24 protein-coding genes are annotated in these 25,499 nt (G+C 62.5%); 17 read left to right on the forward strand and 7 right to left on the reverse strand.

Annotation, left to right across the window (positions count from 1 at the left end):
• Positions 1-41 precede the first annotated feature (41 nt).
• From GDH07_RS21140 to GDH07_RS21155, 4 genes are all read left to right on the forward strand, one after another.
• Positions 42-1,061 (forward strand): MraY family glycosyltransferase, encoded by a 1,020-nt coding sequence (locus GDH07_RS21140; RefSeq protein WP_152898778.1) that lies wholly within the window; start codon positions 42-44, stop codon positions 1,059-1,061.
• Between the two features lie 88 nt (positions 1,062-1,149).
• Positions 1,150-3,144 carry a polysaccharide biosynthesis protein gene (locus GDH07_RS21145; RefSeq protein ID WP_152898779.1) on the forward strand — a complete coding sequence of 665 codons (1,995 nt, stop codon included), beginning with the start codon at positions 1,150-1,152 and terminating at the stop codon, positions 3,142-3,144.
• 110 nt (positions 3,145-3,254) lie between these two features.
• Positions 3,255-3,584 (forward strand): ComEA family DNA-binding protein, encoded by a 330-nt coding sequence (locus tag GDH07_RS21150; RefSeq protein WP_152898905.1) that lies wholly within the window; start codon positions 3,255-3,257, stop codon positions 3,582-3,584.
• A gap of 196 nt (positions 3,585-3,780) precedes the next feature.
• On the forward strand, positions 3,781-4,575 hold the full coding sequence (locus GDH07_RS21155; protein WP_152898906.1) for an SDR family NAD(P)-dependent oxidoreductase: 795 nt from the start codon (positions 3,781-3,783) through the stop codon (positions 4,573-4,575).
• A 22-nt stretch (positions 4,576-4,597) separates the two neighbouring features.
• Here GDH07_RS21155 and GDH07_RS21160 read toward each other — a convergent pair whose 3' ends face one another.
• The gene (locus GDH07_RS21160) at positions 4,598-5,155 is read right to left on the reverse strand and encodes a TetR/AcrR family transcriptional regulator (RefSeq protein ID WP_152898780.1); all 558 of its coding nucleotides are present in this window, start codon (positions 5,153-5,155) and stop codon (positions 4,598-4,600) included.
• Positions 5,156-5,343: 188 nt separating this feature from the next.
• On the opposite strand from GDH07_RS21160, the gene GDH07_RS21165 reads away from it, so the two are divergent.
• Complete coding sequence (locus GDH07_RS21165) at positions 5,344-5,997, forward strand: GntR family transcriptional regulator (RefSeq protein ID WP_152898781.1); 654 nt, start codon at positions 5,344-5,346, stop codon at positions 5,995-5,997.
• A 15-nt stretch (positions 5,998-6,012) separates the two neighbouring features.
• Positions 6,013-6,864 (forward strand): urea carboxylase-associated family protein, encoded by an 852-nt coding sequence (locus GDH07_RS21170; RefSeq protein WP_022640109.1) that lies wholly within the window; start codon positions 6,013-6,015, stop codon positions 6,862-6,864.
• Between the two features lie 41 nt (positions 6,865-6,905).
• On the opposite strand, the gene GDH07_RS21175 is transcribed toward GDH07_RS21170, so the two are convergent.
• Together GDH07_RS21175 and eat are read right to left on the reverse strand one after the other, a co-directional pair.
• On the reverse strand, positions 6,906-7,073 hold the full coding sequence (locus tag GDH07_RS21175; RefSeq protein WP_022640108.1) for a DUF2897 family protein: 168 nt from the start codon (positions 7,071-7,073) through the stop codon (positions 6,906-6,908).
• A 126-nt stretch (positions 7,074-7,199) separates the two neighbouring features.
• On the reverse strand, positions 7,200-8,564 hold the full coding sequence (eat, locus tag GDH07_RS21180) for an ethanolamine permease (protein WP_152898782.1): 1,365 nt from the start codon (positions 8,562-8,564) through the stop codon (positions 7,200-7,202).
• Positions 8,565-8,890: 326 nt separating this feature from the next.
• On the opposite strand from eat, the gene GDH07_RS21185 reads away from it, so the two are divergent.
• The 6 genes from GDH07_RS21185 to GDH07_RS21210 all read left to right on the forward strand — a co-directional run bounded on the left by GDH07_RS21185 (position 8,891) and on the right by GDH07_RS21210 (position 16,904).
• Positions 8,891-8,980: a potassium-transporting ATPase F gene (locus GDH07_RS21185; RefSeq protein WP_022640106.1), complete on the forward strand. Its 90-nt coding sequence runs from the start codon at positions 8,891-8,893 to the stop codon at positions 8,978-8,980.
• An 11-nt stretch (positions 8,981-8,991) separates the two neighbouring features.
• Complete coding sequence (kdpA, locus tag GDH07_RS21190) at positions 8,992-10,686, forward strand: potassium-transporting ATPase subunit KdpA (RefSeq protein ID WP_152898783.1); 1,695 nt, start codon at positions 8,992-8,994, stop codon at positions 10,684-10,686.
• Positions 10,687-10,696: 10 nt separating this feature from the next.
• Entirely contained in the window at positions 10,697-12,781 is a 2,085-nt protein-coding gene (gene kdpB / locus GDH07_RS21195; RefSeq protein ID WP_103324902.1) for a potassium-transporting ATPase subunit KdpB, read from the forward strand.
• A 32-nt stretch (positions 12,782-12,813) separates the two neighbouring features.
• On the forward strand, positions 12,814-13,359 hold the full coding sequence (gene kdpC / locus GDH07_RS21200) for a potassium-transporting ATPase subunit KdpC (RefSeq protein ID WP_152898784.1): 546 nt from the start codon (positions 12,814-12,816) through the stop codon (positions 13,357-13,359).
• A 99-nt stretch (positions 13,360-13,458) separates the two neighbouring features.
• Positions 13,459-16,110 (forward strand): sensor histidine kinase, encoded by a 2,652-nt coding sequence (locus tag GDH07_RS21205; protein WP_152898785.1) that lies wholly within the window; start codon positions 13,459-13,461, stop codon positions 16,108-16,110.
• 98 nt (positions 16,111-16,208) lie between these two features.
• Entirely contained in the window at positions 16,209-16,904 is a 696-nt protein-coding gene (locus GDH07_RS21210; RefSeq protein WP_152898786.1) for a response regulator, read from the forward strand.
• 1 nt (position 16,905) lies between these two features.
• Here the strand turns inward: GDH07_RS21210 and GDH07_RS21215 are convergent, their stop codons facing one another.
• The gene (locus GDH07_RS21215) at positions 16,906-17,943 is read right to left on the reverse strand and encodes a patatin-like phospholipase family protein (RefSeq protein WP_152898787.1); all 1,038 of its coding nucleotides are present in this window, start codon (positions 17,941-17,943) and stop codon (positions 16,906-16,908) included.
• Between the two features lie 223 nt (positions 17,944-18,166).
• Here GDH07_RS21215 and GDH07_RS21220 point away from each other — a divergent pair, with 223 nt between their 5' ends.
• The 3 genes from GDH07_RS21220 (at position 18,167) to GDH07_RS21230 (ending at position 20,264) form a co-directional block, all read left to right on the forward strand.
• Positions 18,167-18,445, forward strand: a complete 279-nt coding sequence (locus tag GDH07_RS21220) for a hypothetical protein (protein WP_022640099.1) — start codon at positions 18,167-18,169, stop codon at positions 18,443-18,445.
• A 144-nt stretch (positions 18,446-18,589) separates the two neighbouring features.
• Positions 18,590-19,357, forward strand: a complete 768-nt coding sequence (locus GDH07_RS21225) for a CHAD domain-containing protein (protein ID WP_152898788.1) — start codon at positions 18,590-18,592, stop codon at positions 19,355-19,357.
• Positions 19,358-19,466: 109 nt separating this feature from the next.
• Positions 19,467-20,264 carry an acyl-CoA thioesterase gene (locus GDH07_RS21230; RefSeq protein WP_022640097.1) on the forward strand — a complete coding sequence of 266 codons (798 nt, stop codon included), beginning with the start codon at positions 19,467-19,469 and terminating at the stop codon, positions 20,262-20,264.
• A 13-nt stretch (positions 20,265-20,277) separates the two neighbouring features.
• On the opposite strand, the gene GDH07_RS21235 is transcribed toward GDH07_RS21230, so the two are convergent.
• The 3 genes from GDH07_RS21235 to GDH07_RS21245 all read right to left on the reverse strand — a co-directional run bounded on the left by GDH07_RS21235 (position 20,278) and on the right by GDH07_RS21245 (position 23,167).
• Positions 20,278-20,640, reverse strand: coding sequence for a terminase (locus GDH07_RS21235; protein ID WP_152898789.1), 363 nt, complete (start codon positions 20,638-20,640; stop codon positions 20,278-20,280).
• A gap of 153 nt (positions 20,641-20,793) precedes the next feature.
• Positions 20,794-22,275, reverse strand: a complete 1,482-nt coding sequence (locus GDH07_RS21240) for a methyl-accepting chemotaxis protein (protein ID WP_152898790.1) — start codon at positions 22,273-22,275, stop codon at positions 20,794-20,796.
• A gap of 85 nt (positions 22,276-22,360) precedes the next feature.
• On the reverse strand, positions 22,361-23,167 hold the full coding sequence (locus tag GDH07_RS21245; protein WP_152898791.1) for a TatD family hydrolase: 807 nt from the start codon (positions 23,165-23,167) through the stop codon (positions 22,361-22,363).
• Positions 23,168-23,403: 236 nt separating this feature from the next.
• Between GDH07_RS21245 and GDH07_RS21250 the strand changes: the two genes are divergently transcribed.
• Both GDH07_RS21250 and GDH07_RS21255 read left to right on the forward strand, forming a co-directional pair.
• Positions 23,404-24,825, forward strand: coding sequence for an MltF family protein (locus GDH07_RS21250; RefSeq protein ID WP_152898792.1), 1,422 nt, complete (start codon positions 23,404-23,406; stop codon positions 24,823-24,825).
• A 101-nt stretch (positions 24,826-24,926) separates the two neighbouring features.
• Entirely contained in the window at positions 24,927-25,361 is a 435-nt protein-coding gene (locus GDH07_RS21255) for a DoxX family protein (protein WP_022640093.1), read from the forward strand.
• The last annotated feature ends 138 nt before the right edge of the window (positions 25,362-25,499 follow it).

The following is a 25,499-nucleotide window of genomic DNA, read 5'->3' on the forward strand; positions in this document are numbered from 1 at the left end:
GTTCAGTTAATGCTCTGTTTTTTTAAGGATTAGAAGTCTAGATGGCAATCAGCTGGTTGATGTTGGTAGTGCTCGGTGCTTCACTTTTACTAACGTGGGTGCTGCGACGTTATGCGCTGACGCGCAGTCTCATGGATATTCCCAACGACCGTAGTTCCCATTCAGTCCCGACTCCGAGAGGAGGCGGTGTAGCTATTGTCCTGAGTTTTCTCTCTGCTATTCCCTTTTTAGGCGGAGTTGTTGAGATGCCCTGGTCTTACATATGGGCATTATGGGGTAGCGGAGCGCTTATAGCCGTAGTTGGTTTTCTGGATGATCATGGTCATATCGCGGCGCGCTGGCGACTATTGGCCCATTTCTCGGCTGCTATCTGGGCTTTGGCCTGGTTGGGTGGCTTTCCACCGATTCAGTTGCTGGGTGGAACGTTCAACCTTTCTTGGTTCGGCCATGCCTTCGCTGTTCTTTATCTGGTATGGGTGCTCAATCTATATAACTTCATGGATGGTATTGATGGCATTGCCAGCGTCCAGGCTGTTACTACCTGCCTTGGTGCATGCGTTATTTATTGGGCGGCTGGTGATACATCCTTGATCTGGGGGCCACTGCTCCTGACCATGGCAGTGCTGGGCTTCCTTTACTGGAACTTCCCCCCGGCACGTATCTTCATGGGAGATGCAGGTAGTGGATTCCTTGGCCTCGTTCTCGGTGTACTTTCTATCCAGGCAGCCTGGACTTCTTCGAAGTTTTTCTGGGTATGGTTGATTCTCCTGGGCGTGTTCATCGTTGATGCAACCTTTACCTTGATGCGCAGATTACTGCGAGGAGACAAGGTTTACGAAGCGCATCGCAGTCATGCTTATCAGTTTGCCTCCCGCCGATATGGCCGGCATCTACCAGTGACCCTTGCGGTTCTGGTGATCAATGCACTGTGGTTGTTCCCCATAGCCGTATGCGTAGGTCTGTGGGGCCTGAATGGTATGATTGGCACGGTATTGGCTTATTTGCCGTTGCTCGCTCTTGCCGTCAGATTTCATGCGGGTGAGTTAGAAAAGGCCAACTGAGATGAGTCAGCTCTGCAACACCAGATGAGTGCTGTCTATCAATGTGTAATGTAGGTTGTGACTAGGGGTCGAGGTTCTAAAAAGGATTATGGATAAAATAAGAACGCGTCTGCTAAGGCTTCCACGCAGACAAAAAAGAATCCTGCAAGTCATCGCCGACGTTTTGCTGGTATGGGTTGCGTTGTGGATGTCGTTCGTTGTCAGGCTGGGTTTTGATGAGCTGAACAATCCTTTTGTAGTGCATCTCTGGCTATTTCTCAGTGCTCCGATCATTGCCATTCCGCTGTTCATCCGCTTTGGCATGTACCGTGCCGTCATGCGTTACTTTGGCAATGATGCACTCATCGCCATTGTAAAAGCAGTGACACTGGCAGCTTTGGTTCTGGCGCTGGTCGTTTATATCTATAGCAATCATCAGACCGTGGTACCTCGTTCCATAGTGTTCAACTACTGGTGGTTGAGCATGGTGATGATCGGAGGGCTCAGGCTGCTCATGCGTCAGTACTTTCTGGGCGATTGGTTTACCACAGCCCAGCATGTGCCATTTGCCAATCGGGATGATGGTTTACCAAAAGTGGCCATTTATGGCGCGGGGGCAGCCGGTAATCAATTGGTTGCAGCTCTGCGCCTGGGGCGTGTGATGCGTCCTGTAGCATTTATCGATGATGACAGCATCATCGCCGACAGGATGATCGCCGGGCTCCAGGTATACAAACCCAAACACCTGCAGCAAATGATCGATGACACCGGGGCAGAAGAAATCCTGCTGGCCATTCCTTCGTCCAGTCGTAGCCGGCGTCGGGAGATATTGGGGTTCCTGGAAGGCTTCCCCCTCCATGTCAGGAGCGTGCCGGGTTTCATGGACCTCGCTAGTGGTCGGGTAAAGGTCGACGATATCCAAGAGGTGGATATTGCCGATCTGCTCGGGCGGGACGCCGTTCCTGCCCAGGGCGACCTGCTGGCTCATTGCATCAAGGAGCAAACGGTTCTGGTGACGGGGGCTGGTGGATCCATCGGTTCCGAATTGTGTCGGCAGATCCTGAGCTTGCGCCCGACCACCCTGATACTGCTCGACCATAGCGAGTTCAACCTCTACAACATCTTGGCAGAGTTGGAGCAGCGCCTGTCCCGGGAGTCCCTGCCAGTGAAGTTGCTGCCAATCCTGGGCTCGGTGCGCAACTATGAAAAGCTTTTGAGCGTGATGGGTACCTGGAATGTCGATACGGTCTATCACGCCGCGGCCTACAAGCATGTTCCGATGGTCGAGCACAACATCGCCGAAGGTGTGCTCAACAATGTCATGGGCACCCTCAATACTGCCCAGGCCGCGTTGCAATCGGGGGTCGCCAATTTCGTGCTGATTTCCACCGACAAAGCCGTTCGGCCAACCAATGTGATGGGTAGTACCAAGCGCCTGGCGGAACTCACCTTGCAAGCGCTGAGCAAGGAACTGGCCCCCGTGCTGTTCAACGACTCATCGAAGATTTCACGGGTCAATAAAACCCGTTTCACCATGGTCCGCTTCGGCAATGTGCTGGGTTCGTCAGGTTCGGTCATCCCGCTGTTTCATAAGCAGATCAAATCCGGGGGGCCGCTCACGGTTACCCATCCGAAAATCACCCGTTATTTCATGACTATCCCGGAGGCTGCCCAACTGGTCATCCAGGCTGGTTCGATGGGGCAGGGGGGGGATGTTTTCGTGCTGGATATGGGTGAACCGGTAAGAATCGTCGAACTGGCAGAGAAGATGATTCATCTTTCCGGGTTGAGTGTTCGTTCGGAAAGGAACCCCCATGGAGATATTGCTATTGAGTTCACCGGTTTGCGCCCTGGTGAAAAGCTTTACGAAGAGTTGCTGATTGGCGACAACGTCGTGGCCACCCAGCACCCAATGATCATGAGCGCCAACGAGGATCATTTGTCTTGGGATGCACTCAAGATCAAGCTCGGCGAACTCCTGGTGGCACTGGATAACGATGATTATTCACGAGTTCGCCAGCTCTTGCGCGAGACCGTCAGCGGTTACACACCTGACGGAGAAATAGTCGATTGGGTTTATCAGCAACAGCGCCTCAAACCCTGAATCTACACAAGCGGTAACTCTCCCGATTTTGACTTGCTCCATGCATCTCCTAGGTTTGGAGGGCAGCTTTGGAAAAGCTGCTTTCCTTCTCGATGTCATGGAGCGTCATTATGCGTAATCCTTATTTCTCCTCCCTGGCTTTTGCATTGCTGGCCAGCCTTTCTCTCGCCACCCAGGCAGCACCGATCGCCAAGGTGCAGGAAGCCGCCACCGAAGTGGTAGAACATTCCACCTCCAATTCAACCAGGCTCGACCTCAACACTGCCGATGCCACCCTCTTGCAGCGCGAACTGCTTGGCATAGGTGAGGCCAAGGCCAGGGCGATAGTCAGTTATCGCGAGGCAAACGGCCCCTTCGCTTCAGTGGATGAACTGCTGGAGGTCAAGGGAATCGGCAAGGCCATCCTCGAGCGCAACCGAGACAAGCTCCAGGTCAACTGAGGCGGCCCGTTCAAGACGAAAGCCGATCATTGATCGGCCTTCGCCTTCAGAAAGGATGGCCTCGAGGTCAAATCCTCATCGGCGAGGTAGATTTTTTCCATGAAACAATGGAAATATTATATGTGTAATATTTAATTCGCCAACCTTGCAGGATCGCGAATGCCCATCAGGTTCATTCATCGTCAGGAGTGCAGCTATGAGTTCGGTTCGTTCCCAAGGCAAGGCCTTGATCACGGGAGCTTCATCCGGTATTGGCGCGGTCTATGCCGAGCGCTTGGCGGCGCGAGGCTTTGACTTGTTGCTGGTGGCCCGGGATGAGGAGCGTCTGCATGTCGCGGCTAATAATCTGCAAGCCAGCCATTCGGTGCAGGTCGAGGTCTTGCAAGCCGACCTGACCTCCAGAAGCGATCTGCTCGAGGTCGAGCGCCGTCTGCGCAATGACCGGGACATCAGCCTATTGCTGAACAATGCCGGAGTCGCGGCCGATGGCCCCCTGGCTGCTGCGAACCTGGATCAGATGGAGCAGATGATCCAGCTCAATGTGGTGGCCCTGACCCGTTTGGCGGGCGCCGCAGCCGCCAACTTTTCTGCGGCGGGGCGAGGGGCGATCATCAATATCGCCTCCGTGGTGGCCCTGCTGCCGGAACGTTTCAACGCGACCTACAGCGCCACCAAGGCTTATGTATTAAGCCTGAGCCAATCCCTGCAGGCGGAACTGAAAGACACCGGGGTCCAAGTCCAGGCCGTCCTGCCCGGAGTCACCCGTACCGAAATCTGGCAGCGCGCGGGCTTTGATGTATCGGTTATCCCGGCAGAAATGGTGATGGATGCGGGGGAGATGGTCGATGCGGCCTTGAGTGGTTTCGATCAGCGGGAATTGATTACCCTGCCGTCGCTGCCCGATGCCGCGGATTGGCAGGCCATGGTGGCGGCGCGCTTGGCCCTGGCCCCCAACCTCTCACGCAGCAGCGCGGCAGCCCGTTACAAATAAGCACGCAACGGAGCGGTTGCCGTTACCGCTCCTGTTCCTTCAAGCCTTCGCGTACCACTTCAAGTATCTGCGCAGCCAGTTGTGGATTTTCCACACTGCGCGACAGCATCAGCGCACCTGCCAGAGTCGACATGATCATCAGGCTGCGCTTGGCCTTGTCTTCGCCATCCAGGGTCGCTTCCACTTGCGCGAGCCTGGCCTTGAGCACCGCGTCGGTGGTGGCGCTGGGTTGGCCGCGCTGGCCGAGCTCCGAGCTCATGGTCGGGAGCGGACAGCCCAGGTGTGGTGACTCCTGGTGCCATTCGGAGAGGTAGTTGTCGATGAATGCCTGCAGGGGATGTTCCTGGGCGAACAGCTTGGCGCAATGAGCATCGAGGTCCTGGGCGGCAGAGCAGAGTGCTTCTTCCACCAGTTCGTCCTTGGAGCTGAAGTGGGAGTAGAAGCCGCCATGGGTGAGGCCCAGGGCTTTCATCAGGGGTTGCAAGCCTGTTGCCCCTATACCATCGCGACGAAATCGCTCCGAGGCTTCCTTGATGATGCGTTTATGGGTCTGGGCTTTGTGGTCTGTTGAATAACGCATCTGGGAAACCTCCGCAACAAGGCCACTATTTTAACCAGGGTTCAGCAGATCACATCCACTTCTGCACCTGCTTTGGCTGGCTGCTACAGCTTGGCGACAGGTTTCCATGCCAAGCATAGTCAGGTGAGTTGGCACGATAAGTGGTTCCTGATCACTCATCTATTGTTGAACAATCCTGAGGCCTTTTCATGAACGTTGGTTTATCCCTGGCGGATCAGATTCGCCTGGAACTGCGTGCAGACATCATCGGCGGTCGTCTTTTGCCCGGCATGCCCCTGGTGGAGAACGAACTGGCCGGTAGCTACAACGCCTCGCGCAACACTATCCGCGAGGCGTTGCATTGCCTCGGGCAGGAGGGATTGACACGTTATGTGCGCCACAAGGGAGTGATGGTCCGCCGCTTGGAAAGGGACGATCTGCGCGATCTGTTCAGGGTGCGCCGGACCCTGGAGTTGCAGGCAATCGCCAGCGCCAGGCCGCTGCGCGAGTGCCAGTCGGGCCGTATGCTCGATGCTATCGAGGCGGCCGAACTGGCCAGGGACCGAGAGGACTGGCGCGCCGTCGGTACCCATGGCCTGGTTTTTCACCAGCATGTGGTGGCGTTGCTGGACTCACCATTGCTGGACGAGTTCTTCACCAATGTGGTGGCGCAGCTGCGCCTGGTGTTTTGCACCGCGCCAGACGAGGCGCTGTTCCAGGCCCCCTGGCTGGAGCGCGACCGGCAGATCCATGGGTGGCTGGCCGACGGCGACACGGCGTCGGCCGGAACGGCCATGGCGTGTTACCTGGATGATTCCGAGCGCCTGTTGCTGAACATGTTCGATCCATCCTTGCGTCATTGAACGAGGAGCATAGCGATGTACAAGGACTATCCCGCGGCCTACCAGGTCAGCAAGGGCTCGGCGTTGCAAGTGGACACGGCCTTCTACGAGCGCATTCGGGCCAACCCTGGCCAGCGCATGTTGATCGAGAGTTTCGAGGTGCCGATCCGCACGGGACGTGCCTGGAAGGTGCCAGCCGGTCATGTGTTCCGGGTCACCACGCCCCATGGTCCGCAGGTGGGCGATTTCAACGTCTGGAATGCCCACGATCCGCGCGAGCGCTTATGGGCGGCCCGAACCCGGCAGTTGCAGGGAGCGCATGTCAGTACTCACGATCGGCTCTGGTCGAACCTGCCGTTCCTGCGGCCGCTGGTGACCATCACCGATGACAGCCTGGCCGATTACGGTATCGATGAGCATGGCGGGCGCCTGCATGACTTGCTGGGAACCCGCTGCGATCCCTATGTGAACCGGATGCTCACCGGCGAGGATTTTCACCACCACTGCCATTCCAACCTGACGCGGGCGGTGCTGCCCCACGGCCTGACTGAGTTCGACGTGCATGATGTGCTGAACATCTTCCAGTGCACAGGGCTGAACCACGACGACCTGTACTTCATGAAGGCCTGCCCGGCGGGCAAGGGCGATTACCTGGAGTTCTTTGCTGAAATCGACCTGCTCTGCGCCTTGTCGACCTGCCCTGGCGGGGATTTGTCCCTGCCGATGTGGGGGCCACAGGCGCAGGACCCGCTCAGCGTATGCCGGCCATTGGGGGTCGAGGTCTATCGCCTGGAGCCAGCGTTACTCGAGGGCTGGAGCTCGCCTGAACGGGCGGCCTATCAGGGCCTGCATGGTTTGCAGATCGCCACGCCCGAGTGGGAAAGTTGAGTCCATGGCCCCCTGCGCCGCAGGCGCAGGGGGCCATGTATTCACCGGTCGCGGGCGTCCTTGGCGTCCGCTTCGGCATTGCGTTCGGCCACGCGTCGGCGCTGTTCTTCGGTAAGTTCCACCTTGCTGGCGGTATCGCGTAGCAGCATCAGGCCACCCACGATCGAACCGATAGCGACCACCAGAATCAACCAGGCATACCAGGGCATAGGGCTCTCCTTGATGAGGCCGTCTGCCGGAAGCGAGGTTCGCTCCGCAGCGGCTTGTAACGCTTTGAGTCAAAACGTTTTGCAGGGGTTCCATTGTATGCCTGATCGGCCTGGCCGGCAGCGTCTCTAGAGTCCGGTGAGCATGGCATCGGCCGGCGCATTGGCCCGCGACTGCGCGGTGCACTGGAAGTAAATGAAACCCAGCCCCATGAGGCCGAGGAAGACCAGGCCGATCAGCGTATTGAACCAGGCCATGGCCACCAGGCACACCACGGCCAGCAGCAGTGCCAGGGCCGGGACCAGCGGATAACCGGGAGCGCGGAAGCTGCGTGGCAGGCCGGGCTCGGTCCGGCGTAGTCGGAACAGGCTGAGCATGCTCATGATGTACATCACGATGGCGCCGAACACGGCCATGGTGATCATGGCTGCGGTGAGGCTCAGTCCACCGAGGTTGACCAGGCCATCGCTGTAGATCGCGGCGATGCCCACCAGCCCACCGGCGATGATCGCCCGGTGCGGGGTCTGGAACCGCGACAGCCCGGCCAGGGAGGCGGGCAGGTAGCCGGCGCGGGCCAGGGCGAAGAACTGCCGCGAGTAGCCGAGGATGATCCCGTGGAAGCTGGCTACCAGGCCGAACAGGCCGATCCACACCAGCATGTGCAGCCAGCCGGAGTTGTTGCCGACCACCGCCTTCATGGCCTGGGGCAGCGGGTCGTTGATGTTCGCCAAACTGCGCCAGTCACCCACGCCACCTGCGAAGATCATCACGCCCAGGGCCAGCACCACCAGGGTCAGGATGCCGCTGATGTAGGCCCGGGGGATGGTGCGCCTGGGGTCCTTGGCCTCCTCGGCAGCCATGGCCGCGCCCTCGATGGCCAGGAAGAACCAGATGGCGAAGGGGATCGCCGCGAACATGCCGGCAACTGCTGCGCTACCGAACTGATCCGTGCCGGCCCAGCCATTGGCGGCGAAGTGGCTGAAGCTGAACGCCGGGGCCACCACGCCCATGAATACCAGCAATTCCAGGACTGCCAGGACGCAGACCACCAGTTCGAAGGTTGCCGCCAGCTTCACCCCGAGAATGTTCAGGCCCATGAAGACGACATAGGCCGCCACTGCGGCGTGCTTGGGGTCCAGCGTCGGAAACTGCACGTTCAAGTAGGCACCGATGGCCAGGGCGATGGCCGGTGGGGCGAAGACGAACTCGATCAGGGTCGCCAGCCCGGCGATCAGCCCGCCTTTTTCGCCGAAGGCCCGACGGCTGTAGGCAAAAGGGCCTCCGGCGTGGGGAATCGCGGTGGTCAGTTCGGTGAAGCTGAATATAAAGCAGGCATACATGCAGGCGACCAGCAGCGAGGTCACCAGGAACCCCAGGGTCCCGGCCACGCCCCAGCCATAGCTCCAGCCGAAATACTCCCCGGAAATCACCAGGCCGACAGCGATCCCCCAGAGATGCAGCGTGCCCAGGGTGGGCTTGAGTCTTGTGTTCATCGATAGCGTCCTGAACGATTGGAAAGGTCCGGGACAGGGCGTTGCAGCGGTCGTGCCAGGCGGCCACGGGGCGTCGCAAAGTTCGGAAAACCGTCGTATCGAGGATATTCCCCGACCGCGGCCCGTCTTGGGCGTTGCAATCCGGTGCGCTTGGCAGCCTCGCTTTGGGGCAAGGGTCTATCGTCCTTCGCCCGGGCCAGAGCGGCCATGGCGTGAGTCTTTACGCTTTCTTTATGGCCCACCCACCCCGTCGCTCTCGTTCCTTTACAGGCAGCCTGCGGACAATGTCGCCATTCGCGGCGATCGCCGTACCTCGGAGACATTCCATGAACATACTGGACGCGGTGTCGTTGCTGCTGGCGGTGGGCCTGTTCGTTTACCTGCTGATTGCACTGTTGTGCGCGAATCGGAACTAGGAGCGACGCTGATGCACAGTTATGACTATTGGCTGATCCTCGCCTTCTTCGCGCTGGTGCTGGTGCCCGCACCCTGGCTGGGACGCTTCTACTACAAAGTGATGGAGGGCCAGCGTACCTGGCTGACCCCGATCCTGGGGCCGGTGGAGCGTGTGTGCTACCGCATCGCCGGGGTCGATCCCCAGCTGGAGCAGAGCTGGCAGAAGTACAGCCTGGCCTTGCTGGCCTTCAACCTCGCCGGGTTCGTCCTGTTGTTCATCATCCTGCTGTTCCAGGACCACTTGCCCCTCAACCCGCAACACCTGCCGGGGCAGGAGTGGACCCTGGCCTTCAACACCGCGGTCAGCTTCATGACCAACACCAACTGGCAGGCCTACAGCGGCGAGGCGTCCCTGAGCTACTTCAGCCAGATGGCCGGCCTGACGGTACAGAACTTCGTCAGCGCGGCCACCGGGCTGGCGGTGCTGGTGGCCCTGTGCCGGGGTATCGGCCGGCGTTCGGTACGCACCCTGGGCAACTTCTGGGCCGACATGACCCGGGCCACCCTCTACGGCCTGTTGCCGCTGTGCCTGCTGCTGGCCTTGCTGCTGGTCTGGCAGGGCGTGCCGCAGACGTTCGCTCACTATGTGGACGCCCTGACCGTGCAAGGTAACGACCAGGTGATTCCCCTGGGGCCAGCGGCCAGCCAGATCGCCATCAAGCAACTGGGCACCAATGGCGGTGGCTTCTTCGGGGTCAACTCGGCGCATCCGTTCGAGAACCCCACGGCCTGGAGCAACCTGTTCGAACTGGTATCGATCATCCTGATCCCGGTGGCGTTGGTCTTCACCTTTGGCCATTACGTCAAGGACATGCGCCAGAGCCGGGCCATCATCGCCTGCATGCTGGCGCTGTTCCTGATCGGCGGCGCCACCTCGTTGTGGGCCGAATACCAGCCCAACCCGGCACTGGCCAACCCGGCCGTGGAGCAGACAGCGCCGCTGGAAGGCAAGGAGACGCGCTTCGGCACCACGGCCACGGTGCTGTGGTCGGTGACCACCACCGCCGCTTCCAACGGTTCGGTCAACGGCATGCACGACAGCCTCAACCCGCTGAGCGGCATGGTGGCGCTGATCAACATGATGGTGGGCGAGGTGATCTTCGGCGGCGTTGGCGCCGGGCTCTACGGCATGCTGCTCAACGTGCTGATCGCAGTATTCCTGGCCGGCCTGATGATCGGGCGCACGCCTGAATACCTGGGCAAGAAGCTCCAGGCCAGGGAGGTGCAACTGCTGGTATTGACCCTGATGGTCATGCCCATCGGCGTGCTGGTGCTGGGGGCGCTGGCCGCCAGCTTGCCAGGACCGGCAGGAGCGATCAGCAACCCTGGGCCCCACGGCTTCAGCCAACTGCTGTACGCCTACACCTCGGCCAGCGCCAACAACGGTTCGGCATTCGGTGGTTTCAGCGCCAACACCCCGTTTCATAACCTGATGCTGGGCCTGGGCATGCTGATCGGTCGCTTTGGCTACATCCTGCCGGTGCTGGCGCTGGCTGGCAGCCTGGCCCTGAAAAAAACCGCGCCTGTAGGCCAGAACAGCTTTCCCACCCATGGCCCACTGTTCGTGGCCTTGCTGACCATGACCATCTTGCTGGTAGGTGGCCTGACGTTCCTGCCGACCCTGGCGCTGGGGCCGGTCGCCGAACAACTGAGCATGGGCTTCTGAGGATCCGATGATGAATATGCATGTTCCCGCCTCGAACAAGGTCGCCGATGCGGCGGCCAAGGCCAAGCATTCTCCTGCGCCGTCGTCGGCCACCAGCCTGTCCGCCCTGTGGCGCCCGGCGCTGGTCCAGGCTTTCGTCAAGCTCGACCCACGGCAACTGCAGCGCTCGCCAGTGATGCTGGTGGTGGAGCTGACCGCGATCCTCACCACTGTGCTGTGCTTGGTGCCCAACACCGCGGTGCCGACTTTCGTCGCCGCGCAGATCGCCCTGTGGCTGTGGTTCACCGTGTTGTTCGCCAACTTCGCCGAGGCCCTGGCCGAAGGGCGTGGCAAGGCCCGTGCCGACAGCCTCAAGGCCGGCAGCGAAGGCCTGAGCGCCCGGCGCCGGGGGGCTGATGGCAGCTTCCAGCTGGTGCCAGCGGCCAACCTGCGCAAAGGCGATGTGGTGCGGGTCGATGCCGGGGAAATGATCCCGGGCGACGGTGAAGTGATCGAAGGTATCGCCGCGGTCAACGAAGCGGCGATCACCGGAGAGTCGGCGCCGGTGATCCGCGAGTCCGGTGGCGATCGCTCGGCGGTGACCGGCAACACCCGCCTGGTGTCCGACTGGTTGCTGGTGCGTATCACCAGCAATCCCGGGGAGTCGACCCTGGACCGCATGATCGCCCTGGTGGAAGGCGCCAAGCGTCAGAAGACCCCCAATGAGGTGGCCCTGGACATCCTGCTGATCGGCCTGACCCTGATCTTCCTGCTGGTGGTGGTGACCCTGCAGCCGTTCGCCCATTTCGCCAATGGCAGCTTGCCGCTGGTGTTCCTGGTGGCGCTGCTGGTGACGCTGATCCCGACCACCATCGGCGGCCTGTTGTCGGCCATCGGCATCGCCGGCATGGACCGTCTGGTGCGCCTGAATGTCATCGCCAAGTCCGGGCGGGCGGTGGAAGCCGCCGGGGACGTGCATGTGTTGATGCTGGACAAGACCGGCACCATCACCTTCGGCAATCGCCGGTGCAGCGCCATCCACCCGGCCCCGGGCATCAGCGCCGGGGACATGGCCGAGGCCGCCTTGCTGGCATCCCTGGCCGACGATACGGCCGAAGGCAAGTCCATCGTCGAATACCTGCGCGAACTTTATCCACAGCCCGAGCCGGGCAGCGAACTGCTGGTGGCCGTGCCTTTCAGCGCAGAGACCCGCTTGTCCGGGGTCGACTATCGTGGCCAGGCCTACCGCAAGGGGGCAGTGGACTCGGTGCTGGATTTCGTTGGCCTCAAGCGCGATGACCTGGCTCCGGCGCTGGCCCGCGAGATCGACAAGATCGCCCAGAGCGGCGGCACTCCGCTGCTGGTCTGCGCCGCTGGCCGGTTGCTGGGCGCGATTCACCTCAAGGACGTGGTCAAGCCCGGTATCCGCGAGCGTTTCGCCGAGTTGCGCAAACTGGGGATCCGTACCGTGATGGTCACCGGCGACAACCCGCTGACTGCCGCCGCCATCGCCGCCGAAGCCGGCGTCGACGATGTGCTGGCCGAGGCCACGCCGGAGAAGAAGCTGGCGCGCATCCGTCACGAGCAGAACGACGGACGCCTGGTGGCCATGTGCGGCGACGGTGCCAACGATGCTCCGGCGCTGGCCCAGGCCGATGTCGGCATGGCCATGAACGACGGCACCCAGGCCGCTCGCGAGGCGGCCAACATGGTCGACCTGGACAGCGATCCGACCAAGCTGCTGGACGTGGTGCAGATCGGCAAGGAACTGTTGGTGACCCGTGGCGCCCTGACCACCTTTTCCATCGCCAATGACGTGGCCAAGTACTTCGCCATCCTGCCGGCCTTGTTCGCGGCGATTTATCCACAGCTGGGCGTGCTCAACATCATGCACCTGGCCAGCCCGCAGAGCGCGATTCTCTCGGCGATCGTGTTCAACGCGCTGATCATCGTGGTGCTGATTCCCCTGGCTTTGCGCGGTGTGCGGGTGCAGGCCGCCAGTGCCGCCCACCTGCTGCGGCGCAACCTGCTGATCTACGGCCTGGGCGGCATCGTGGTGCCCTTTGCCGGAATCAAGCTGATCGACCTGCTGCTGACCGCCGCCCACCTGGTGTAGGCGGCCGGGATTGACCCATCGAGGATTGAGAAATGTCTAGCGTATTGCGTCCGGCCTTGAGCCTGATCGTGTTGATGACCCTGATCACCGGCGTGGCCTATCCGCTGGTGGTCACTGGAGTGGCTCAGGTCGCGTTCGCGGACCAGGCCAATGGCAGCCTGGTCCGCGATGACAGCGGCAAGGTGCGGGGCTCTGCCCTGATCGCCCAGGACTTTGCCGGCGATGCCTGGTTCCACCCGCGCCCCTCCGCAGGCGCCTTTGCCACGGTGGCCAGCGGGGCCAGCAACCTGGCACCGAGCAATCCGGCGCTGGCGACCCGGGTGATCGAGGATGCCAACAAGCTCTTGGTGCACGGGCAGGGCCCAGTGCCCCTGGCGTTGCTGACCACTTCCGGCAGCGGCCTGGATCCGCACTTGCCACCGCAGGCGATTGACTATCAACTGGCGCGAGTTGCAGCGGCTCGCAACCTGCCAGCCGACCGGCTACGAGCCTTGGTGGCAGAGCACACCGAACGGCCGCTGATCGGCCCGCCGGTGGTCAACGTACTGGCCCTGAACCTGGCCCTGGAGCGGCTGTAACCTGGCGAGCCTGGGAAAGCCCCGAAAGAGGCTTTTGCGATGCTCGAGCCCCAAGGAGTGACGATTGAAATCCATTGTCTTGTCGCAGAGAGATGCCCCATGAGTGATTCCGGTCGCGCCGACGCGCTGCTTGCCGAGCTGCCCCGGGACGGGCGTGGCCGGCTCAAGGTCTTTCTCGGCGCCGCGCCCGGAGTCGGCAAGACCTACGCCATGCTCCAGGCCGCCCACACTCAGATGCGCCAGGGCGTCAAGGTCCTGGCCGGCGTGGTGGAGACCCACGGCCGGGCCGAGACCGAGGCACTGCTGGGCGGCTTGCCGCAACAGCCCCTGCTGCGCTCGGAGTACCGTGGGGTGCTGCTGGAGGAGATGGACCTGGACGGCCTGCTCAAGGCCCGGCCCAAGCTGGCGCTGGTGGACGAATTGGCCCACAGCAACGCTCCGGGCAGCCGCCATGCCAAGCGCTGGCAGGACATCCAGGAGCTGCTGGCGGCAGGCATCGACGTGTTCACCACGGTCAACGTCCAGCACCTGGAGAGCCTCAATGACCAGGTGCGCGGCATCACCGGGGTCCAGGTCCGCGAGACCTTGCCCGACTGGGTACTGCAGGAGGCCTATGAGCTGCAACTGGTGGACCTGCCGCCCCGGGAGCTGCTGGAGCGCCTGCGCGATGGTAAGGTCTATGTGCCGGAGCAGGCGCGGGCGGCCATCGATGCCTTCTTCAGCCAGACCAACCTCACGGCCCTGCGTGAGTTGGCGATGCAGACCGCGGCGGCCCAGGTGGACAACGACCTGGCCCAGGGTTATCGCCGCCTCGGGCAAGCGGCACCGGCGGTGCGCGGGCGGCTGTTGGTGGGCGTCGACGGTGATCTCCAGGCCGAACGCCTGGTGCGCCATGCCAGCCGAGTCGCACAGCGTCGGCATCTGCCCTGGAGCCTGGTGCATGTAGATAACGGCCGCCTTGGCGACGAGCAGTCGCGCTTGCGTCTGCAAGCGGCCCAGCAACTGGCCGAGCGCCTGGGCGGGGAGGTGGTCCTGCTGCGGGCGGGCGAGGTGGCCAAGACCCTGATCCAGCACGCTAACGAGCGGCGGGCCAGCCTGTTGCTGGTGGGGCAGTCGAGCCGTCGCTGGCGCCGGCGCTGGTTCGGCGGCGGGCTGGCGGCACGTTTGCTGCGCAACGCCGATGGCCTGGAAATCAATGTCCTGGACAGCGAGCCATTGCCCAGCCAGCCGAAGTTGCGGGTCAAGCATCCGTTGATGTGGTTCGACTATGCCCTGGCGCTGTTGGCGACGCTGTTGGCCAGTGCCCTGGCCTGGGGCGTGGCTGGAATCCTGGCGCTGCCGAACATCTCCCTGGTATTTCTCGCCGCAGTGCTGCTGGTGGCGGTGCGCAGCAGCCTGGGGCCGGCCCTGGCCTGCGCCGCGCTGTCGTTCCTGAGTTACGACTTCCTGTTCATCCCGCCGAACTTCTCCCTTTCCATCCAGCGCGAAGAAGACGTGCTGACCCTGCTGTTCTTCCTGCTGATGGCCGCCCTCACGGGTAATCTCGCGGCCCGCCAGCGTCGGCAATTGCAGGCCCTGCGCGATACCCAGGAAGAAACCGGCGAGTTGCTGGACCTGTCGCGCAAACTCACGGCTGCCACCGATCGGCAGGCGGTGATCAGCGCTGCGATCCAGCACCTGAACGGGCGCGAGGAGTTGCGTATCTGTTTGTTCAACCGCGATGAGCAAGGTGCCTGGAAGGTCGAGAGCGGCGGCACGCAGCAACTCTCCGAAGCCGAGCGAGCCGCGGCCGATTGGGCCTGGCAGCACGATCAACCTGCGGGGTTGGGCACCGGGACCCTGCCTTTTGGCCGTTGGTGGTGGTGGCCGCTGTCGGTGGATGACGGCCCCTTGGGCTTGTTGGGGGTGTGCCCCAGGGAGGGCGCGATCTTCAGTGATCAACGTCGGCGCTTGCTCACCGCGCTCAGCCAGCCGTTGGCCCAGGCCCTGGCCCGGGCGCGCCTGGCCGAGGACCTGGAGGCGGCGCGCTTGCACGGCGAAACCGAGCAACTGCGCAGCGCCTTGCTGGCCTCGGTGTCCCACGACTTGCGCACTCCGCTGACGTCGATGCGCGGCAGCATAGATAGCCTGTTGGCCTTGGGCGAGGCGATTCCCCTGGAGGATCGCAGGGAACTGCTGGAGGGCACCCGGGATGAAGCCGAGCGCCTGGATCGATATATCCAGAACCTGCTGGACATGACCCGCCTTGGCCATGGCGCCTTGAAGCTGGCCCGCGACTGGGTCACCCCGGCGGATATCGTCGGCAGCGCGCTCAATCGCCTGCGGGTGGTGCTGGCGCCGTTGCAGGTCAGTACGCAGTTGCCCCAGGATCTGCCGCTGCTGTATGTACACGCGGCGCTGATCGAACAGGCCCTGGTCAATGTGCTGGAGAATGCGGCGCGTTTTTCCCCGGTCCATGGCCGCCTGCACCTGGCGGTTCGCGCCGACGAGCAGGCGCTGAGTTTCGCTGTGAGCGACGAGGGGCCGGGTATTCCCGAGGAGGAGCGGGCGAAGATCTTCGACATGTTCTACACCGCCGCCAGGGGCGATCGGGGCGGCCAGGGTACGGGCCTGGGGCTGGCGATCTGCAAGGGCATGGTGGGGGCGCACGGCGGACATATCAGTGTCGCCGATGGCATCGAAGGGCGGGGTACCTGCATCGCCCTGTACCTGCCCTTGCAGGCCCAGCCCGAACTCGAGGGTGAGCTGTGATGCGCCTGGTGGCAGGGGCGAGGGCTCCTGCAAAAGCCCTCTGGAGGAGATTGGCGTTGCGCTACTCTCTTGTCTCTTATTTGTCTTGAACTGAACCCATGAGCCAGACCGCGACCATCCTGGTCATCGACGACGAGCCGCAGATCCGCAAATTCCTGCGCATCAGCCTGGCGTCCCAAGGATACAAAGTGATTGAAGCCGGCACCGGTATCGAGGGCCTGGCCCAGGCGGCGTTGAACAAGCCGGACCTGCTGGTGCTCGACCTGGGGTTGCCGGACATGGATGGCCAGCAGGTGCTGCGCGAATTTCGCGAGTGGTCGGCGGTACCGGTGCTGGTGCTCTCGGTGCGGGCCAGCGAGTTGCAGAAGGTCGAAGCCCTGGACGGTGGGGCCAACGACTATGTCACCAAGCCGTTCGGCATCCAGGAGTTCCTGGCTCGCATACGCGCCCTGTTGCGCCAGGCCCCGTCCGGAGAAGTCCAGGAAGCGGCGTTGCAGGTGGGGCCCTTGACGGTCGACCTGGCGTACCGCCGGGTGTTGCTCGAAGGCGTGGAAGTAGCCCTGACACGCAAGGAATATGCTGTGCTGGCCCAGCTGGCTCGCCACCCGGGGCGGGTGATCACCCAGCAGCAACTGCTCAAGGACATCTGGGGGCCGACCCATACCGAAGACAGCCATTACCTGCGGATCGTGGTCGGGCACTTGCGCCAGAAGCTGGCAGACGACCCGACCCGGCCGCGTTTCATCGTCACCGAGGCCGGGGTCGGTTATCGCTTGTTGACGGGCGAAGCTTGAGCTAGAGCTGCTCCTGTTCGTAGCGGTCGAGGGTGTCGCTGGCGATTTCCCGACCCAAGGCGATCAGCTCCGGCGCCTTGTAGAATTCGAAGAAACGGCACACCCGCTTGGGTACGTTGACCAGGATATCCGGCGGGTAGCCGGCGATCTTGTACTGGGCCAGGGAGGTCTGCATGACCTCGAAGCTCTGGTTGACCAGGTCCAGCAGCGAGGCGGGGCCGACGTTATCGACGATGAACGAGCCGCTGGCCGACCTGGGAGCACCGTCGGTTTCCGGGGCCGCAGCGGGCTGCTGGGACTCAGGTTCGGCGCCTTCGACCCAGGGATTGATCTGCGCCGCATCGCTCCTGAACGCCTCTTGCTCCAGCAGCAACAGTTGCTCGGCCTGCTTGCGCCGGAATGGCAGGCGCGAGCCCAGCGAGTTGATCAGGCTGTCGAAGCGGCTCTTGAAGGCTGGCGGGCGCTGGATCACCGGCAACTGATAGTGCCGCTGGTTGGTGGAGTTGAGATTGACCGCGATGATCAGGTCGCAGTGGCTGGAGACCACCGGCACGATGGGCAGTGGGTTGAGCAGGCCGCCATCCACCAGCATGCGATTGCCCTGCATCACCGGGGTGAACAGGCTGGGGATCGCCGCCGAGGCGCGCATGGCCTGGTGCAGGCAGCCCTCCTGGAACCAGATTTCCTGCTGGTTGGTCAGGTCGGTCGCCACTGCGGTGTATGGGATGCGCAGGTCCTCGATGTTGATGTCACCGACGATCTTGCGAATCTGGCCGAAGACCTTCTCGCCGCGAATCGCCCCCAGGCGGAAGCTCACGTCCACCAGGCGCAGCACATCCAGATAGTCCAGGCTCTCGATCCATTCCCGGTACTGGTCGAGCTTGCCTGCCGCATAGATGCCGCCTACCACCGCCCCCATCGAGCAACCGGCGATGCAGGCAATCTCGTAACCGCGTTTTTCGATTTCCTCGATGACCCCGATATGGGCGTACCCACGGGCACCTCCCGAACCGAGGACCAGTGCGACACGTTTTTTCATGATTCGTCCTTTCGCCAAGCAGGCTGCCACAATGCACCCTTAGCGCCCCGAGGTTCAATCGCGGCTGGCCCGGGATTGCGCCTCGGCACGGCGTCGCGGACTGACGTCGCGCCTCGCGCCACGGCGCCTGCGGCTATATTTTCCTGGAGGTGGCCTTGGCACTTTTTTTCACCGCCACCGTCTTAACCCGTACGACTGTATTCCCATTCTTGAGGTGTCATTGATGAAAGCCTGGATCTGCTTGCCCCTGATTGCATTGGTTCTGACCGGTTGCGCAGGCAAGACCGCCTACCGTGACAGCTGCGGTACCCAGCTGGATGCCGCCTGGCGTGAGCTGGACCTGGCCAAGGCCGAGGGTTTCGCCGGCACCGTGAGCTACTCCAAGGCGCTGTCGCTGCTGACGGGCGCCAAGACCCAGCAGCAGTTCGAAGCCTTCGAAGGCTGCACCAACAAGGCCGAGAAGGCGCGTTTCTATATTCGCGAATCACGTGCCGGACGTTGAAAGGCGACAAGCGCTACGCTAAGCCGGCAAAATCGAAGATCGCGGGCCGCGGGCCGGACGTAATGCCGGTCACCGGCCCGCGATTTCATTCCGGGGCCGGACGAGTCGGCACCGGGTTGGTTGAGTTGTGTTGGGGAATCCTTGATGTCTGCCCTGGTTGATCGATTGGTGGCTCGGATCCTGAGCCTGGACGTGAACTTGCTGGCCTGCCAGGCGCGCCTGGCGGCCGCCACGGACGCTGAGGCACTGCATGACCTGCGTGTCGGGGTACGGCGCTTGCGCAGCCTGTTGCGGCCGTTGCGCGGCCTGCCGGGAGTCGAGCAGCTGGAACAGGCCGGTGCGCAAGTAGGGCGCGTGACCACGCCGATCCGGGATCGCGAAGTCCTGGCGGCCTACCTGCATCAGCATGGCCAGCATGCCGCCGGCGGCCGCCGCACGGTACTGCTGGCCCAGGAGTATCCTGCCGTGGCGGCGGGGCCTGAGCTGGCGCGCCTGGCCATGGTTCTGGATGCATTCCCGCGATTTCTCAGGGCCGCCCAGCGCCAGGAGTTGCTGGGCGGCTTGCGCCCGCGCATCGAGAAGCGCCTGGGCAAGCAGTGGCAGGCCCTGGGCCAGGCACTGGAGGATCCGGCCCACGACCGCCATCGCCTGCGTTTGCTGATCAAGCGGGTGCGTTATGCCGCCGAGTCCTATCCTGAATTGGACCGTTTGCCTGGCCCGGCCATCAAGCGGCTCAAGGCCGCCCAGGCGGCGCTGGGTGATTGGCATGACTGTTGGCAATGGCTGGCCCAGGCCGAGCAGCAGCCGGACCTGCTGCCTTGCGTGGCCACCTGGCGGCGCACCATGCTCAAGGCCGAGGCGCGTGCCGACCGCATGCTGGAGAAATTGTACGGCGATTGCTTCGGTCATTGAGCATCGGCCAGCGGCCTATCTGTCCGCTGCTTTGGCCGGAATGGTTGCTGTAGAGCCTTGGCTCGCTGGTTAAGATCCTTGGGTTCATTCATTTCCTGTAGAGGTTTTCATGCGTTTCTATGATTTGCTCGAAGCGGTTCGCAAGCAGCCCGAGGCCCTGACCATTCCGGCGCAATGGGCCCAGGGGCGGGCCAGCTTCGGCGGTCTGGTGGTGGCCCTGCAGTACGAGGCGATGCGCGCCAAGGTTCCGGCGGACCGCCCGGTGCGCTCCCTGGCGGTGACCTTCGTCGGTCCTGTGGCTCCCGAGGTGCCGGTGAGTTTCGAAGTGGATGTGCTGCGTGAGGGCAAGGCAGTCAGCCAGGTCCTGGGACGGGTGATGCAGGAAGGCCAGGTCGTGACGTTGGTGCAGGGCAGCTTCGGCGCCTCGCGGGAGTCGGTAGTGAGTGTCGAGGCCTTGCCGGCACCCGAAATGAAGCACTGGGACGATTGCCAGGAGCTGCCCTATATCCCGGGTGTGACTCCGGAATTCATGCGCCACCTGGCGATGCGCTGGAGCATCGGCGGCATGCCGTTCACCGGCAATCGCTCACGGGACATGGGGGGCTGGGTGCGTCTGCGGGGCGACGTCAAGGAAGAACCGGTGACCGAAGCGCACATCCTGGCCCTGGTGGATGCCTGGCCGCCGGCGTTGTTGCCGCACCTGACCAAGCCCGCCGCCGGCAGCACCCTGACCTGGACCATCGAATTCGTCCAGCCGCTGCTGGAGCTGGATACCCTGGACTGGTGCAAGTATCGGGTGGAGATCGAGCATGCCCGCGACGGCTATGGGCATGCCGCTGCCGCACTGTGGAGTGCCGATGGGCGGCTGGTCGCACTGAGTCGGCAGACGGTGACCATTTTCGGCTGAGCCCCTGTGGCCGTCAGTGCCGGTGGCGTTGCCTCCAGGCACGCCACCAGGCGCCGCTCAGGACGAAGCGGGGAAAGGTCACGAACTGCTCCACCAGCAAGCGCTGGACCGCGTCCTGGCGATCGGTGAAAGGCTCGCTGGCCTGGGTTTCGAGGCTATGGCCGTGGCGTTGCAGGCCCAGGGCCGCGAGGATGCCGATCACGCCGATGGCCAGGTTCAGCAGGCTCAGGGAAAACACTCCCGAGGCAATCAGCAGGAAACCGACGATGAACAGTGGCACGGCGATCAGGTGCAACACCAGGTTGGTCGGATGCTGGTGGCTGTTCGGGTAGACCCGCCATTGCCAGGCGGGGAGGTTGGGGTGGCGTTGGCCCATGGTGCTCATCCTTAGTGTCTGGAAACTCATGGACCAAGGATAGGGCGCGAGCCGCACGGCGACGAATCAAGGCTGGCTATCGTCTCGATAGCGCAAGCGTGGAGGCGCAGAGGCGGGGGCGAGCAGTTCGCCCCCTTTGGCAGGTCTTGTCGCTCAGAGTTTGAGCTGGCCGATGGCCTTGCTCAGTTCGCCGGCCAGGGTGGCCAGCTCGCTGCTGGTCGTGGCGGAGGCCACGGTCTGCTGCACGGTGTTTTCGGTGACGTCACGGATGCTCACCACCGCCCGGTTCATTTCTTCGGCCACTTGGCTCTGCTGTTCCGCCGCGACGGCGATCTGGGTATTGCTTTCGCGCATCTGCGCCACGGCACCGGTGATTTCCGCCAGGGCTTCGCCGGCCTCCTGGGCCTGCTGCACGCAATCATCGGCCTTGAACGAGCTTTCCTGCATGAAGTCCACGGCGTCGCGGGTGCCTGCCTGCAGGGCGGAGACCATGCTGGTGATTTCATCGGTGGAGGTCTGCACGCGCTTGGCCAGGTTACGTACTTCGTCGGCCACCACGGCGAAGCCGCGGCCCATCTCGCCAGCCCGCGCGGCCTCGATGGCGGCGTTGAGCGCCAGCAGGTTGGTCTGTTCGGCGATGCTGTGGATAACGTTGACCACGCCGTTGATCTTCTGGCTGTCCTCGGCCAGCTTCTGGATCATCTCGGCGGTCTGCTGCACGCCGTTGGACAACCCGGCGATGGACTTCTGCACCCGGCCCACCACCTCGTGCCCGGAACCGGCCAGGGCATCGGCGGTTTGCGACAGGTCCCGGGTCGCCCCGGCATGCTGGGCGATGTGGTAGACGGTGGCGGACATTTCATTGATCGCCGTCGCCGCCTGGTCGGTTTCGCTTTGCTGGCCGAGCATGCCGTGGCGCACGTCGTTCATGCTCGATGCCAAGCGTGCGGCGCCCTGGTCAAGCTGGCGCGCGGTATTGGCCACAGTGTTCACCACCCGCTGGTAGCCGGCTTGCATGGCGTTGAAGGCGCTGGCCATCTGGCCCACTTCGTCCTTGCAGGACAGCGGTACCCGGGCGGATAAATCGCCGGTCTTTTCAACGTGCAGCATCACGTCCTTGAGGGTGTTGAGCTGGCTGAGAAGAAAGCGGATCAGCAACTGCGAAGCGCAGAGCATGGCGAACATCAGGATGAACACCGCGACTGCGTAGTTGGTGAAGCGATCGCCGAACACCTGGGCGAAGCTGGGAGTATGGGCCAGTACGGCGACTTGCCGGCCGTCGGCGCGGCCTATGACCTCAGCGCCCAACAGCGGGTTGTCGCCGAACAGCGGCAGGTGGTTGAGTTCGACCCAGCCGCTGGCGCCATTCAGCTCGGGGACGGGCTGGTCGTTCAGGGCCGGTGTCTGCCCTCGGGAGAAAAACACCAGGTTCTCGGCGCTGGGCAGTGGTTTGTCGACAGGCCAGGCATCGAGCAGGCGCGCCTGGGCCTGGGCAGCGGCCTGGGCACTCTGGCTACGGGCCTGTTGTTCCAGTTGCACGGCGTACAGCACTAATAACAAGGTGGTGACGAAGGCGACCGCATTGACCGCCCAGAATTTGTATTTCAGCGAGATATTGCTAAGCCAGGCACCCATAGAAGGTCTTCTCTGATTGAGCGGAATAGTATTGGCAAGGTGCCATTATTGTGCCGTTATGCGTTAAGAAAAATCTTGATATGCATCAAGCAATTTCTGACAGGCCGAAGAACGCCCGGGCGCAGGCTGTGCTGTGGCGAGCCAGGTCCTCCGGTGTTTCCTGGCGGTGCAAGGCCACTTCACGCAGCACCTCGGTCAGGTAGGCCGGTTCATTCTGGCCATTCTTCGGTTTCGGCCGCAGGCTGCGTGGCAACAGGTACGGCGCATCGCTCTCCAGCATCAGGCGGCCCCGAGGAATCTCCCGCACCAGCGGATGCAGGTGGGTCCCCCGGCGTTCATCGCAGATCCAGCCGGTGATGCCGATATGCAGGTCCAGGTCGAGATAGCTGAACAGCGCTCGCTGCTCACCGGTGAAACAATGCACCACGGCTGCCGGCAAACGGTCCCGGAAGTCTTTCAGGATAGCCAGCAGGCGCTCGTTGGCATCGCGTTCGTGGAGGAACACCGGCAGTTGCAACTCGGCCGCCAGGGCCAGGTGCTCTTCCAGGACCTTTTCCTGCTGCGGGCGAGGTGAGAAATCCCGGTTGAAGTCCAGGCCGCATTCGCCCACCGCCCGTATCCGCGATTCGCCCAGCAGGGCTCGCAGGCGCCGGGCGCTGTCGGGGTTCCAGTCGCTGGCGCTGTGGGGGTGCAGGCCGGCAGTGGCGAACAGCCTCTGGCCCTCGGGATCCAGTTGTTGGCACAGGTCCAGGGCCTGTTCGCTGCCCTCGACGCTGGTTCCGGTCACGATCAATTGGCAGACACCAGCTTCATAAGCACGATCGAGAACCGCTTGGCGTTTTTCGGAAAAACAGGGATTGGTCAGGTTGACGCCGATATCGATGAGTTGCATGGTGCTATCTCCGCCTGCGGCCGGAAAGCATATCAGAGCTCTGGATTTAATAAGAAAAACCAAGAACTACAACGAGTTGAAGCTGTCTCTTGCTGTCGCAAACAGCAATGGCCCAGCGCTCGCACCGGCCATTTCAGCTGTCTTTCGCACCTTGCCAGCGCCCACGGCGCTTAGTTTCTGGCGATCAACCCCGGAAAAGCGACGAAGGGTTGAACAGTATTCCATGCGGAGAACGGATGACCCGACCCTCGATCTTGCTCGCTCTGTGCCTGACCCTGCTCCTGCCGTTGCCGGCGGTGGCGCGCCTGGCCGGGCCACCGGAAGTCCAGGCCAAGGGCAAGGTCCGCGACCTGGCGGAAATCCGTAGCAGTCGGGTGCTGCGGGTGCTGGTCAACCAGAGCCGCAACAGCTCCGGTGAAGTCCAGGGCCAGCCCATCGGGGTCGAGTACCATCGCCTGCGGGCTTTCGAGCAGTACCTCAATGGCCATGCCCGCGATGGCCAGGAAATCAGCCTGAAGATCATCCCCAAGGCCAAGGACCAGTTACTGGGTGCCCTGCAGCGCGGAGAAGGGGACCTGGTGGCCCCAGGGGAGTTGCTGGAGTCCCAGCCCGGGCATGCGGTCAGCTCCAGCGATCCGATCGCCAGTAACGTTCCGTTGCTGCTGGTGGGAATCAAGGGGGAGCGGCGTTATACGCGAGTCGAGCAACTGTCCGGCAAGACCCTGACCCTCACCACCGGCAGTGCTGCCGGTGAGGCGGTGAGCCAGATCAACCAGAAGCTGGCCCTGCACAAGCTGGCTCCGATCAAGGTCGAGTGGGTCGATCCCAGCCTGGCGGTGGAGGATGTGCTGGAAATGGTCCAGGGCGGCATCTTCCACCTGACCATAGTCGAGCAGCCGATTGCCGAGCGCTGGGGCAAGATCCTCGGCAAGTTGCGCCTGGACCGGCAACTGAAGATCAGCGAGCCCGGGGAGGAACACTGGTTCGTCCGGCGTGATGCCTCGATGTTGCGGGCGAGCATCGATCGGTTCCTCAAGACCTACAAGACGCCAGCGGACCAGGATGCGGCCTTCCTGCGTATCTACCGACGCCAGTACCAGGTGCATTACCCGCTGGCCCGGGCCGATCGCCAGCGCCTGGAGAAGTTGCGACCGGTGCTGCAAAAGCATGCCGGGGAACAGGGCATGGATTGGCTGAACCTGGCAGCCCTGGCCTTCAAGGAATCGGCTCTTCAGCCAAGTGCCAGGAGTGGTGGCGGTCCCACCGGGCTGATGCAGATCACGCCTTCGGCGGCGCAGCGGGTGGGTGTGAGCAATATCCAATCCGTGGACAGCAATGTGCAGGCCGGAGCCAGGTACCTGGCCATGATCCGTCGCAAATTCTTCGCCAGCCCCAAGCTCAATGAGCGCGAGCGGATGGCGTTCATCCTGGCGGCCTACAACATGGGGCCGGAGCGGGTCCAGGGCATGCGCACCGAGGCCAGGCGTCGCGGGTTGAACCCGAACCAGTGGTTCTTCCAGGTGGAGCGCATCGCCATGGAGCAGGTGGGGATGGGGGCGGTCAGCTATGTTAATAGTGTCAACAAATACTATCTGGCCTTCGATCGCGAACGGGACTCCCTGGAGCCTCGTGAGCGAAAAGTTGTATCGCGCAAATAATCTAAAAATTTGATTGTTATGTCGGAGTATTTCCGCTTTTAACATGATGAAAACTGATTAATATGGCGACCAACTTCTCCCCCTTACACAGGACACACAGCATGAGCACTTTGATCAAGAACGTACTGGGAACCCGCGCAGGTTATGGCCTGACCGTCGTGCGCATCCTTGTCGGCATCATCTTCGCGGCCCACGGTTCGCAGAAACTCTTCGGTTGGTTCGGCGGTGGCGGCCTGGCGGGCACTGCCCAGTGGATGGAAAGCATCGGCCTGGCCCCGGGTTACCTGATGGCCTTGCTGTCGGGTGGCACCGAGTTCTTCGCCGGCCTGGCGCTGATCATCGGTTTGCTGGCCCGTCCTGCGGCCCTGGGCTTGACCTTCACCCTAGTGGTGGCGATCTTCTCGGTGCATATCAGCAATGGCTTGTTCATGGCCAACAATGGCTACGAATTCGCCCTGGCGCTGCTCGGCGGTACCCTGGCGGTGCTGATCGAAGGGGCCGGCAAACTCTCGTTGGATGCGTCCATCGCCAAGTGATCCTGGCGGTCGATCCGGGTGGGCGCAGCTCCTGCGATTGTCCCGGGTCAAGCGCTTGCAAGAATGTCCCAAGGCCTGCCGATGCAGGCCTTTTTTCGTCTTGCTGGAATCTTGACACTGACCGGCCGGCTTCTCTAG

It is taken from the genome of Pseudomonas piscis (genome assembly GCF_009380155.1).
Lineage (GTDB): Bacteria > Pseudomonadota > Gammaproteobacteria > Pseudomonadales > Pseudomonadaceae > Aquipseudomonas > Aquipseudomonas piscis.

Bases quoted from the DNA above. Each gene is read 5' to 3' on its own strand.
- kdpB (WP_103324902.1), top strand. From the start codon at position 10,697: ATGAATATGCATGTTCCCGCCTCGAACAAGGTCGCCGATGCGGCGGCC.
- GDH07_RS21230 (WP_022640097.1), top strand. From the start codon at position 19,467: ATGCGTTTCTATGATTTGCTCGAAGCGGTTCGCAAGCAGCCCGAGGCC.
- GDH07_RS21250 (WP_152898792.1), top strand. From the start codon at position 23,404: ATGACCCGACCCTCGATCTTGCTCGCTCTGTGCCTGACCCTGCTCCTG.
- eat (WP_152898782.1), bottom strand. From the start codon at position 8,564: ATGAACACAAGACTCAAGCCCACCCTGGGCACGCTGCATCTCTGGGGG.
- GDH07_RS21155 (WP_152898906.1), top strand. From the start codon at position 3,781: ATGAGTTCGGTTCGTTCCCAAGGCAAGGCCTTGATCACGGGAGCTTCA.
- GDH07_RS21240 (WP_152898790.1), bottom strand. From the start codon at position 22,275: ATGGGTGCCTGGCTTAGCAATATCTCGCTGAAATACAAATTCTGGGCG.
- GDH07_RS21175 (WP_022640108.1), bottom strand. From the start codon at position 7,073: ATGCCCTGGTATGCCTGGTTGATTCTGGTGGTCGCTATCGGTTCGATC.
- GDH07_RS21225 (WP_152898788.1), top strand. From the start codon at position 18,590: ATGTCTGCCCTGGTTGATCGATTGGTGGCTCGGATCCTGAGCCTGGAC.
- kdpA (WP_152898783.1), top strand. From the start codon at position 8,992: ATGCACAGTTATGACTATTGGCTGATCCTCGCCTTCTTCGCGCTGGTG.
- GDH07_RS21140 (WP_152898778.1), top strand. From the start codon at position 42: ATGGCAATCAGCTGGTTGATGTTGGTAGTGCTCGGTGCTTCACTTTTA.
- kdpC (WP_152898784.1), top strand. From the start codon at position 12,814: ATGTCTAGCGTATTGCGTCCGGCCTTGAGCCTGATCGTGTTGATGACC.
- GDH07_RS21170 (WP_022640109.1), top strand. From the start codon at position 6,013: ATGTACAAGGACTATCCCGCGGCCTACCAGGTCAGCAAGGGCTCGGCG.
- GDH07_RS21220 (WP_022640099.1), top strand. From the start codon at position 18,167: ATGAAAGCCTGGATCTGCTTGCCCCTGATTGCATTGGTTCTGACCGGT.
- GDH07_RS21150 (WP_152898905.1), top strand. From the start codon at position 3,255: ATGCGTAATCCTTATTTCTCCTCCCTGGCTTTTGCATTGCTGGCCAGC.
- GDH07_RS21210 (WP_152898786.1), top strand. From the start codon at position 16,209: ATGAGCCAGACCGCGACCATCCTGGTCATCGACGACGAGCCGCAGATC.
- GDH07_RS21235 (WP_152898789.1), bottom strand. From the start codon at position 20,640: ATGGGCCAACGCCACCCCAACCTCCCCGCCTGGCAATGGCGGGTCTAC.
- GDH07_RS21205 (WP_152898785.1), top strand. From the start codon at position 13,459: ATGAGTGATTCCGGTCGCGCCGACGCGCTGCTTGCCGAGCTGCCCCGG.
- GDH07_RS21215 (WP_152898787.1), bottom strand. From the start codon at position 17,943: ATGAAAAAACGTGTCGCACTGGTCCTCGGTTCGGGAGGTGCCCGTGGG.
- GDH07_RS21145 (WP_152898779.1), top strand. From the start codon at position 1,150: ATGGATAAAATAAGAACGCGTCTGCTAAGGCTTCCACGCAGACAAAAA.
- GDH07_RS21255 (WP_022640093.1), top strand. From the start codon at position 24,927: ATGAGCACTTTGATCAAGAACGTACTGGGAACCCGCGCAGGTTATGGC.
- GDH07_RS21165 (WP_152898781.1), top strand. From the start codon at position 5,344: ATGAACGTTGGTTTATCCCTGGCGGATCAGATTCGCCTGGAACTGCGT.
- GDH07_RS21245 (WP_152898791.1), bottom strand. From the start codon at position 23,167: ATGCAACTCATCGATATCGGCGTCAACCTGACCAATCCCTGTTTTTCC.
- GDH07_RS21185 (WP_022640106.1), top strand. From the start codon at position 8,891: ATGAACATACTGGACGCGGTGTCGTTGCTGCTGGCGGTGGGCCTGTTC.
- GDH07_RS21160 (WP_152898780.1), bottom strand. From the start codon at position 5,155: ATGCGTTATTCAACAGACCACAAAGCCCAGACCCATAAACGCATCATC.